Below are 8,157 nucleotides of genomic sequence, written 5' to 3'. Positions count from 1 at the left end.
GAGGATTACTTCACCATCAAGCGAGCCAGAAACATCAATGACAACATCAACTGCTTTGTGAAACTGACGGGGGAGTGGTGATGCAGGAGTGCCGAATTGAGCAGCTGAGCATACCGAAGCCCTTCGACAACAGTATTGCTGTAACGCTTACCGTGGATGGCTTGCCCTATAACGGTGTTGTTGAACTCTATCAGCCCTTGAATACCCGTTATCTGGTGGCCACCAAAGCCAACAATGGTCAGATCGTGATGAAGAACCTGCCGGCCTTGCTGGCGGATAAAAACCTCTGCCTGCTGATTACCCACGAAGGGCGGCCGTTCAGCAGTGAGTTGATTACCCCGGATAACGTGGTGGTCTATGAACTGGCGATCAGCACCAGTGGAGGCGGTGGTACACCAACCGGTGATCCGGCAACCATAACCGGCAAAGTAGAGCGAGTGCTGGACAATCAGGCTGAACCGGCAGCAAGGCAACTGGTGGCCATTGAGCATAAGCCCGATGGTTCATGGTCAGTGACCGGGGATACCACCAGTAACGCAGAAACCGGCAGCTATACGCTGGACGTGCTGACCGAAGGCGGCGATACCTTTGTTCTGGCGATGGACGAATACGGTGTGCCTTTTACCGCAACTGCCAGCGTGGTTCAAGGTGATCTGATTCATCCAACTGTTCCTAATGGTCATGTTTACCGGGTGGAAGCAGGCGGCACCTTACCAGCCACAGAACCGCAGTGGTGGATTGATACCGGCACGACTCACACCCGCACCATTGAAGGGAATATTACCCTCCGGGCGATTCCTTTCTATCGCCCATTGGCACACGGTCCCATCAAAGCAGAACTACTGCCATGAGTTATGAGGTTCCCACTGACAGCGCAGAGTTTCGGCTGACCGGAGCTCCCTATGCCGTGTCATCATCATCTATTGCTGACTTTTCCTTTGACGGTAAGGGGCTGATTTATTTTGCTCCGCCTCCCGGATTGATTCGCCATTACGAAAGCCAATGGCAAGGGGCGGTCAGTCGGCAGCAGGGCGTTTCTGCGAGCTATTCCACCAGTCGCCCTGTTAGCACTACCCGGCAGCAAACTAGCCAGCAGGCAAAGCCTATGGAAGCCTCACCGTTCGGCCTGTTTTGGGGAGCCGTGGCGAAAAGGGAAGTCATGGTCAGTTTTAGTCATGGCCAGAGCCAGAAAAAAGAAGCGGCAACCGGCGACCGTTGGCAACAACCAGAGACAAAGGAAGGCGGCAAGCGGAGTGCATGGGATAAAAGCATCCAAGCGCAGGATCAAGAACAGGACTCCCCTTGGAATCATCCACCGGAGCGGGATAGCAACGTATCCGAAGGCATGCAGTCGGTTGATCTGTACGGCTCAAGGAAGTGGAAAAGCCCTGCCTACATTCACCCTCAGCAACCGCTGAACTTTACCTTTCAAGAACGGGAGTATGAGCCACAGGCTAACGGCTCGGTATTTTTCCAGATTGGTGCCTTTGACGAAGAAACTGCTGCTGTCCCCATTGATAGCAAACGGCGCTTTACCTTCCAGAGCAACCGAGCCGAGGATCAGCCGGTTATTCTGCCGTGGGGCTTAGGCCAGAAAGCCAGGGATGAGCGCGTTACCGGCAACTATGGCGGTGAGACTGACCCGGATATTGTGGAAAAGCCGGAGCCAGAGCAGCCAGAGATCAGGGAGAGTTATCTGCTAATGAACATTATCACCACTGTCGTATTGCCTGCCCGGACACCGCTCGAACTGCCCTCAATGGACATCAGTCTGGATATTGATAGCTTCTCTTGGAGCTTTACCGGAGAGCTTTGGGGCGCTTCCAATATCGCACTGGTGGAACCGGACGAGAACGGTCCGAAGCAGATCGAGGTCGATATCAACGGCTGGAAGTGGATCTTCATTATTGAGCGTTACAGCACAAACAGACGGTTCGGGGATGAGCGTTACACCCTCTATGGCAGCAGCCGAACGCAGCTTTTGGCATCGCCTTATGCGCCACAGAGAAGCAAGAGCAACAGCGCCAACCTGAACGCTAAACAGGCCATTACTGAAGAACTGGCGAATACCGGATTCACAGCAAACTATCCTGACCTGAACGATTACAGCACACCCGATTGGATCATGCCCGGAGGCTCATTCAGCTATCAGAATCAGACCGCTATGCAGGTTGTCGCCAAGATCGCTACCACCGCCGGATCGGTCATTATCCCAAGCCGCAATAACGACCAGGTGAGCATTCAACCCCGATACCCGGCAAGTCCGTGGGCTTGGAACACTGCCACTATGGATAAGATCGTTCCGGCAAGTATGGTCATTAGCTTAAGCGCCAACTGGCGGCCAGAGCAGGCTTACAATGCGGTCTATGTATCCGGCACCAATGCAGGCGTGGCGGTCAACGTCAAACGAACCGGAAGCAGTGGCAATAACCCGGCTCCCGATATTCTGGAAGACTGGCTCACTGAAACGCAGGTAAATACCGAGCGAGGCAGGAATGAGCTGGCCAAGGGCGGCAACCAGAGCATTACCACCATTGAGCTACCTCTGACCGACACCAACACGTCACCCGGGTTAATTGAGCCGGGTATGCTGGTCGAGGTTCAAGATATAACGGGCGACTGGCAAGCCCTTTGTCTGGCGACCAGCATCAGTGCTTCAGGAGTAGGAAATGTTATTCAGTCGGTTGACCTGGAAAGGCATTATTAAGAGGTGCCCGGCAGCAGAACTACCGGGACTTTATACACGCTGGATGCCTTATCTCGGCATCTAAATAATAGACGTCGAGGGGGTTATGGCAACCACAAATATCTGGCAACAATTTAAGGCGCTCTTACCTGAAGGCATCAGAGTTATCGCCACCATTACTGCTAACAACGGCAATGGCACCAGTCAGGCAACGCTCCGGGATGGTTCAGTGATTACCGTCAAGGGAGAGTCAGTTTTATCCGGGCAAAAGGCATTTATTCAGGACGGGGAGATAAAAGGGACTGCGCCAGATTTAGCGCAGTATGAGGTAGAGGTTTAATCAATATATTCTATCAGTCCCATCTTCCGGGCAGCTTCCTTAAAGCCAGAGCGTGACGTTCCAACAACAGGCTTGATTCTCTCGTTAATCAGATTGTTGATGCTCTGCTTGGATATGCCAATTTCCTCGATAACTTCCTCCATAGAAGCCCCCTCCACAAAAAGCATAAACACTTTTTTTTCCCTTTCAGAAAGCCCTTCCAACGGATCATCCATCCAAGCCTCTCCAACCTGGGCGAGGACAGACGGTATAAAATACCGTTCCCCTTTGCCTGCCATTTCAACAGCTTTAATCAGGTCATCCGGATTCGAGTCTTTGTTAACGAAGGCAAGGGCTCCGAGCTTGTAGCAGGCCTTGATGGTATGAAGGTTACTCCTCATTGAGCAAATAATGATCTTTGCCTCAGGTTTCACCTTTCGCAAAACATCAATAATGCCAACGTCTCCTACGGTTCCTTTGAAGCCAAGGTCAACGATAAAGACATCAACCTTTTGAGTTTTAGCCTGCTCGAGGAGGTCATCGACAGAATGAGCAACTGAAACCACTTCACAAATTGCTGAATTATTGAGCATTGACGATAGTGCATTGGCTATCATTACATGATCGTCAGCGATGAGGATTTTTATTGACTCCATGACTTTCGTCTCCCTCAAAATTTAGAAAAACTTGAATACTGGTTCCTTTCCCAACCTCAGAAACTAACTCATGCGAGCCAAGAGACAAGGCTCTTCCTTTTATACTTCCCAAGCCAATTCCGGCCTTCACCGTTCTAACATCAAATCCCTTTCCAGTGTCTTTTATTTCAATAAATAATGTGTAATTTTCACTGCTTTCTTTGACATCAATCGTCACAGAAGCCCAGTCTATTTCAGCATGCTTTATAACATTAGTCAGTGCTTCTTTAATAATCAGATATACCTGAAGATCAATGCCAGAAGGGATGCTACTCAAACAACCACTGAACTGTCTGTTCACAGACAGCGGCAATGAATCGAATAAAATGATAAGACTTTTCTCAAGACCAAGAGTATCAAGGGTTTCAGGCCTTAAGGCATCAATAATATTTCTCGCTTTTTTTATAGCCACATCAATAACAGCATTTACTCGCTGCTTTCCGTCAGGGGAGCCATCACATTCCCAAACCAGCATTTTCAGAGTCGCAAGATCAGACAAAAATATATCGTGAATATTGTCAGCAAGCAGCCGCTCTCGGTCTGCTGTCTCTTTCGTTAGATCAGAAAGTAATCGCTCTCTATAATGAGATTCTTTGATTTCTTTTAATGATCGGGTCCAAACTATTGGCTCTGTACCTGTACCTGTGAGAGGCCTCCATATGAATGCTTCAACAGCTGACCTGATCTGAGTTAATAGAACCACATAAATAATGGCACATATTGCAAATATCCCCGCAATACTACTTTTTAAGAGTTCGTAATCTGGCTTTACAGGTATTTCAATCGGGAGATTTAAAGCAGAGTTTCTAGTTTCGATTATGCCGGATAGAGCAGGTAATTTTTTTACTGGTTCGCACGATGAGCATATTTCAATTTTTGGGTTTATCTGCTGAAGCCGATCAATGATGATCTCATTGCTTAGATAGATATAGATACTGCCGACGCAGTCACCAAACTCCACATCGAAAGTATCTCCGAGGTAACAAATAGGAATATTAACCAGATTAAGGTTGTCTAGGTTTTGAGTCGTGAAAAGGAAGCGACCGATATGGTCGTAGATAGAAATACCTGAAATTCCTGACCAAGATATTCTGCTTAACAAGTTTCTAACTAAATGCTCGTTCTTTCGCCTATTGATTAGATCAGACCGCATATAATCAATAAACTCACTAGAACTCACTAGTATTCCAATCTGACCATAAAGCTCAGAGGTCAATAGCTCCAGAGCATCCTGAAGCTCAATCCTTGCTAACCTTTTATCGCTCTCTAAATGATCTTTAAAGTTTAAGACGGCAATAGCGGCTAATAGAAGAAACATTGCAACGGTAACCATCAAAAGTGCTTTTGATATTCTATGAGAAAAGTCCTCAAGAGTTACGGCTCTCATGGCTTAACTTTCATCCTTGGGTTTATCGACATTTTCACAGAAGCCCACACACGCTGACTTTTGAGGAAATAGCTATTTTCGAGATGCAATGGTTTTCTTGGTACAACTGGACTTGAATTCAATACCCTATCAATGCTGTAAGGAGAAAAATATTTTGTTCTTTCAGAAACTCCCTTAGTGAACTTTTCACTAGCAAGGTATCGAGCAACACAGACGGAAGCCTCGCTATTATCCAAAAGGGTGAGTTGGTCAAAAGCCATGTGGGAGATAGATGGATGGAGCAGAAACTGATAGTTAAGGTTTTCATCACTAATAAGACTTAAAGCCTCACCTGACCAGACGTAAGCAAGTGCAAAATTATCTGCCTGATATAGTCTTCCTAAATTGCTGGAAATAACTGCATAACTGCCAGCGAGCAGCTTGCGCAAATTATGTAACTGTTCCGGATTAGAGTCAGCAAGACCGGCTTGTCTTAGTAAGTCAAAAGCAACAGCGTGTTCATCAAGTATAAGGACTAATTTATCTTCAGCCTTGGAAAAAATATCTCTAATGCCATCGGTAGGACTTAGCGATATATTGTCAGGGTTCCAGAGCAGACCGGTAAAAGCGAACATGAAAAAGGCTGAATTATTATCGAGTGAGTCAGAAAGTGCTCTGACCGACTGAGGGTAAGAAGGGAGAAATTCATTTTTTAGATCAATAATAGACGTGGTTAATAACCTTATATCCTTAGAGATATTGTCGGAATAAATGGCAATATCATAATCATTAGCTTCTACCTTCCGTTGAAACTCTGCATTGCTGTAGTATTCATCAAAGTAAATCTTAACATCGCAAGCCCTCTCAACCGGCTCAAGGCTTTTTGAGGTCAGATAATCCCACCACGTAACGATATTAACCCCTTTTTTAAGATGCTTGCCGCTATGAGCAAAGCTTGAAGGAGAGGCAAGCGACAGAACTAATATCAAGAAAAGATATTTCATAGCTATCCCTGCTTCTGGAAAATAAAGTCCACCCAACCTGGCTCAACCAACTCATGCTCTGGACGGTTATAATTGATGACCGTGTTGATATGCCCCAGCTCTATTCCCTCGAGGTATGGGGTGAAGTCTGCGCTATTTTCATAGAGCCGGATCGTGTGGCTAATGGTTTGTCGATCTCCATCCGGCAAATCGTAATGGTCGTGCCATTGGGCAATCTTATCCGTATAACGGCGCTCAAGGTTATACCCAGAGGAATAGCGAACGGTGCCATCCCCGATGGTCAGAGGGTAATCTACAGCATTTTCCCACCAGTTAGGGTGATAGACATTCAGAGCAAGCTTTCCACCAACGTCAAGAAGCTCTGACATACTGGAAAAAAACTGTCGTATGTCTTCATCATCTGTCAGGAGAGGAAAACTATTATAAGCGGCAAAGATACGGTCAAACCGTTTTCCTGATGTGAACTCTCGAACATCGCCGATATGATTTTTATGTTCAGGGAGGTCAATAAATACAGCCATGAAAGGGTCAAGTTCGACAGTCTCAATATCACAGCCCTTGGCTATGAGTTTATTGGTTATTCGCCCAAAGCCTGCGAACAGTTCCAGAGTTTGTTTTTCCTGACAAAAGTCAAAGTAGAAATCAACGTCATCCTCCAGACTTTCCGTGTGCGCTTTATAAAGTTCTCTAGTCGTATACATGATTTTCGTCACTTTATTTTTATTAATTTTGCTTGACTATAGTCCAATCTATCAGTAACGATTACTTAAAACAAGTTTGCTTTACTTTTTGCAGTAGTACTCAAAGGAATTGATGTTACTAGCGAGAGGTCAGGATGAGTCAGGAGTTCGACGTCGTAGAGTTAGAGCCTTTACCGGCACATTTTATCATTGAAGAAATAGAGTTAGGAACAGAGAGCCATTGGTCAATAAACTTTGATTATATCTATAACAGGATAATGTTTGGAATGGGGAGCAGTGAATACGTGATCGGCCTCACAAACAACGGAAAGCCAAAAGAAACAACAGCCATAAAAATTGGTGAACGCTATTACTCACCGCTGATTAATCAAAACACTCCCTTTCTAATTTTGCAGATCGTTGACTCTGACACCCTGTTCGCGTTTTACGACACTAACTTCAGGCCTTGCTGCCTTGCAGACTTTGATAATGAACACATTGGAGCTTCGTTAGATGGATCGAATCCACTTAGGACAAGTGCCCCGAAATAGGCGGGGTCATATTAACTATAAAATCATACCCTCGGTCATGGTGAAAGTGATGGTGGCCGAGGAAGAACTGAAACAGTTGAACCCTGAAGGGGATGAAATGGGCTGCCAATTCCGGTAGCTTAATTCTATGCACAGATGTTCCAGACCCAAGCGGCAAAGTGGGGATAATAACAACCGCAGTCAGAGCCGGGAGCAGTCCATAAAATGCATTACTCCTTCGCCCCGGTGATCTGGCCGACTGGCCTCCGTTAGGGGCTATTTCTGTTTTTATGTGGAGTGGTTTGGTAGTTGGTTTCAGTTGTCTATGAGGTTAGCGCCGCATTAAGGTGCGAGCAAGAGCCTGTAAATAATTCTGTGTAAACGCCACTAAAACTACTGCTCCTTGAACCGGTCAGGAAACATAATTTCAAACCGGTTCATGGCGGCTTTCCAGTTCCTGATCGGCATGGTCCATTTCTCGGAAGCTTTTTCCATGGCCAGGTAGATTACCTTCATGACTGACTCATCCGTCCGAAAAATCTTCCGGTTCTTAATCGCCTTACGAATGACGCTGTTCAAGGACTCAATGGCATTCGTTGTATAAATCGCTTTTCGGATATCTTCAGGATAGTCGAACAGAGTAATCAGGTTATCCCAGTTATTACGCCAGGACTTACCAATCGATGGGAATTTCTCCCCCCAGGCTTCTTCAAAGGCTTCCAGCTCCATTTCTGCTTCTTCAGCAGTCGCTGACCGGTAAATCCGTTTCAGGTCGCTGGCGACGCATTTACGGTCCTTGTAGGAGACGTATTTCAGCGAGTTACGTACCTGATGCACAATACACAGCTGAACCTGAGCCATTGGGAACACGGTGTTA

9 protein-coding genes are annotated in these 8,157 nt (G+C 46.4%); 4 read left to right on the top strand and 5 right to left on the bottom strand.

Features of this window, described 5'->3' with window-relative positions:
• Positions 1–80: 80 nt before the first annotated feature.
• The 3 genes from AK963_RS22645 (at position 81) to AK963_RS22635 (ending at position 3,026) form a co-directional block, all read left to right on the top strand.
• Positions 81–851: a hypothetical protein gene (locus AK963_RS22645; protein WP_066017688.1), complete on the top strand. Its 771-nt coding sequence runs from the start codon at positions 81–83 to the stop codon at positions 849–851.
• Complete coding sequence (locus AK963_RS22640; protein WP_066017687.1) at positions 848–2,707, top strand: hypothetical protein; 1,860 nt, start codon at positions 848–850, stop codon at positions 2,705–2,707. The genes AK963_RS22645 and AK963_RS22640 overlap by 4 nt, the downstream gene beginning before the upstream one ends.
• 85 nt (positions 2,708–2,792) lie before the next feature.
• Positions 2,793–3,026 carry a hypothetical protein gene (locus AK963_RS22635; protein ID WP_066017686.1) on the top strand — a complete coding sequence of 78 codons (234 nt, stop codon included), beginning with the start codon at positions 2,793–2,795 and terminating at the stop codon, positions 3,024–3,026.
• Here the strand turns inward: AK963_RS22635 and AK963_RS22630 are convergent.
• From AK963_RS22630 to AK963_RS22615, 4 genes are read right to left on the bottom strand one after another with little or no spacing between them, the layout of a single operon-like run.
• Complete coding sequence (locus tag AK963_RS22630) at positions 3,023–3,661, bottom strand: response regulator transcription factor (RefSeq protein WP_066017685.1); 639 nt, start codon at positions 3,659–3,661, stop codon at positions 3,023–3,025. The two genes, AK963_RS22635 and AK963_RS22630, sit on opposite strands and share 4 nt — an antisense overlap.
• Entirely contained in the window at positions 3,633–5,087 is a 1,455-nt protein-coding gene (locus tag AK963_RS22625) for a sensor histidine kinase (protein ID WP_066017684.1), read from the bottom strand. Before AK963_RS22625 ends, AK963_RS22630 begins: the two co-directional genes overlap by 29 nt.
• Positions 5,084–6,070, bottom strand: coding sequence for a type 2 periplasmic-binding domain-containing protein (locus AK963_RS22620; protein WP_066017683.1), 987 nt, complete (start codon positions 6,068–6,070; stop codon positions 5,084–5,086). The genes AK963_RS22625 and AK963_RS22620 overlap by 4 nt, the downstream gene beginning before the upstream one ends.
• 2 nt (positions 6,071–6,072) lie before the next feature.
• On the bottom strand, positions 6,073–6,771 hold the full coding sequence (locus AK963_RS22615) for a class I SAM-dependent methyltransferase (RefSeq protein ID WP_066017682.1): 699 nt from the start codon (positions 6,769–6,771) through the stop codon (positions 6,073–6,075).
• A 134-nt stretch (positions 6,772–6,905) separates the two neighbouring features.
• Between AK963_RS22615 and AK963_RS22610 the strand changes: the two genes are divergently transcribed.
• Complete coding sequence (locus tag AK963_RS22610) at positions 6,906–7,301, top strand: hypothetical protein (RefSeq protein ID WP_066017681.1); 396 nt, start codon at positions 6,906–6,908, stop codon at positions 7,299–7,301.
• A gap of 372 nt (positions 7,302–7,673) precedes the next feature.
• Here the strand turns inward: AK963_RS22610 and AK963_RS22605 are convergent.
• On the bottom strand, positions 7,674–8,157 hold a 484-nt coding region (locus tag AK963_RS22605; protein WP_139117411.1), incomplete at its 5' end, for an IS256 family transposase.

Origin of the sequence: Endozoicomonas atrinae, from assembly GCF_001647025.1 — a bacterium.
Taxonomy (GTDB): Bacteria; Pseudomonadota; Gammaproteobacteria; order Pseudomonadales; family Endozoicomonadaceae; genus Endozoicomonas; species Endozoicomonas atrinae.
Note: the sequence above shows the minus strand (reverse complement) of the source record. Positions and strands in the feature narration are given on the sequence as shown.